Consider the following 2,084-nt stretch of genomic DNA (forward strand, 5'->3'; position numbering starts at 1 on the left):
TTTTTCGGGTGCGCGCGTTTGAGATTCCAAAAAGCGCAAGCCCGAAAAATTATGCCTCAGGAACGTAGGTTTTATCAGGGAAATATGATGTTTTTTAAAAGTTTGGTTAAAGTCAACTTTAACCAAAACTTTAACCAATGAAAAAATGAAAAAAATATACTCAATTTAGCTAGGTATTTACTAAGTTTTTTAATCATTTTTTTTCAAAAAAAAAGCGTACCAAAGTCAACTTTGGTACATTTCAAGAATTGACAATTTTAGACTAATTTTTTTGATTAAAAAAAGGTTAAATTAGATTTAAAAAACTGTATATTTATATATGTAGATGATAAATTATATTTTGCATGATAAAGATAAAAATAAAATTAAAGAAAAGAGTGTTATATTATGTTTTATAAATTATATCAAAAAAAATTATCTGATTTTAGTATAGAAGAAATAAGAGATTTAAGTGAATTTATTTTTTATGAAAAAATAAAAAAACTAAATTATTTAGAAATAAGAGATTTATTTTTTAAATTATATAATAATGATGAAGTTCATACAATTTTATTAGGTGCTAATTCTTGCATTGAAAAACACCCTTGTATTTATCAAAGCAATTTGTCATTAGAATTACATCGTAATAATATAACTGGTTCTGATGATATAGATTTTAATAATGATGATTATAAAAAATTAAGTTATAAATTTTATACTATTTTAGAATTATTCAATTTAGGAAATGTAGATGATATTTCACAAGGATGGAATAAATTAGGTAATAATATAAAAACAGTAAAAGATGTTTTAGAAAAAATGAATTAACTAATATTTTTTATAATTAAATGTTTTTTTCATTATTTTTATGTGTATTTTATTTATTTAATGTAAAATAAAAATCTATTTCCGCGGAATGTTAATTTTAATCCATTAATTAATTTTATAATACCTCTAAAACGCCTTATTTTATATATATATTCAATTTTAAATTATTTTAAGTATAAAAGTATTCAAAGACGAGCAGAGCGAATTAGGCGGCCAGCCGATGCATATTAAGAATTAACTCTTACCCTCCTCCTATAAAGTCCCCTTTGGGGATTTAGGGGTTTTTATAATATATAAATTTGTTAAAATTATTAATGACTCTGCATATATTTTTCGCAAACTTTTATATGTAGGGTCATTTTTTTATATTTTAATTAATACGAACCAACCGCCTTTGCCGTGAGAATCGGTAAAGGAGTAGGTTGGAGAGTTAATATATGTTAAAATAATTAATATAGATTTATATAAATATTTATATATTTTTTGGAGAAAATAAAAAAATGAATAAATTAGTTAAATTAGGTTGTTTTTTTTGTATTCTTTTTCAATCAATTTTTTATTTTTTTTTAATATTTTTATTATCACAGATTAAAATTTTATCTTTTTTAGGTTTTAAAAGGTATTATATAGAATTTTTATCATCAAAGTTTCAAATTTTATCTTTTTTACATTTTAAAGTTTATGATATAGAAATTTTTGGAAAAAAATATCATTATGAATTAGAAAATAACTTATTTCATTCATATTTTTTAGAATTATTTTTTGGTTTATTTTTTTTATTAATTCCTTTTTCTATTTTTTTATATATAAGATTATTTAATTCAAAATCTAATAAATTTACAAAAAGATTTTGTGGTATATATGGTCTTATTTGGGGATTGTTTCCTGGAATTTTTATATTACTTGGTTCTTATCAAAAAAAAAGTCGTTATTTAGTTGATTTTTAATATTATCATTTAATTTTTTTCAAGTATTTTGTTATAATATAAGTGTATTCACCGTAACACTTTTTCATAATTATTAACATTAACATATAAAAAATGTTAAAATTATTAATGACTCTATGTATATGTTCGTTACGGTGCGTATATGTAGGGTCATTTTCATTATATTAAGCCCACATTAAAATAAATATTTTTATATTCTCATTACTCCTTTACTGCCTAACGCAGCAAAGGCACTCAAATATAAAAAAAAATAGTTATATAAATCAAAGCCCTGATAAGCAAAAAGATTTATATAACTATCATGAAAGGATGCATTATTCATGCAAATAT

1 protein-coding gene is annotated in these 2,084 nt (G+C 21.2%); it reads left to right on the forward strand.

The features are described from left to right. Positions 1-387: 387 nt before the first annotated feature. Positions 388-807 carry a hypothetical protein gene (locus OYV_RS03570; protein ID WP_042068329.1) on the forward strand — a complete coding sequence of 140 codons (420 nt, stop codon included), beginning with the start codon at positions 388-390 and terminating at the stop codon, positions 805-807. Positions 808-2,084 lie beyond the last annotated feature (1,277 nt).

The sequence above is a fragment of the 'Chrysanthemum coronarium' phytoplasma genome (assembly GCF_000744065.1).
Classification (GTDB): Bacteria; Bacillota_I; Bacilli_A; order Acholeplasmatales; family Acholeplasmataceae; genus Phytoplasma; species Phytoplasma asteris.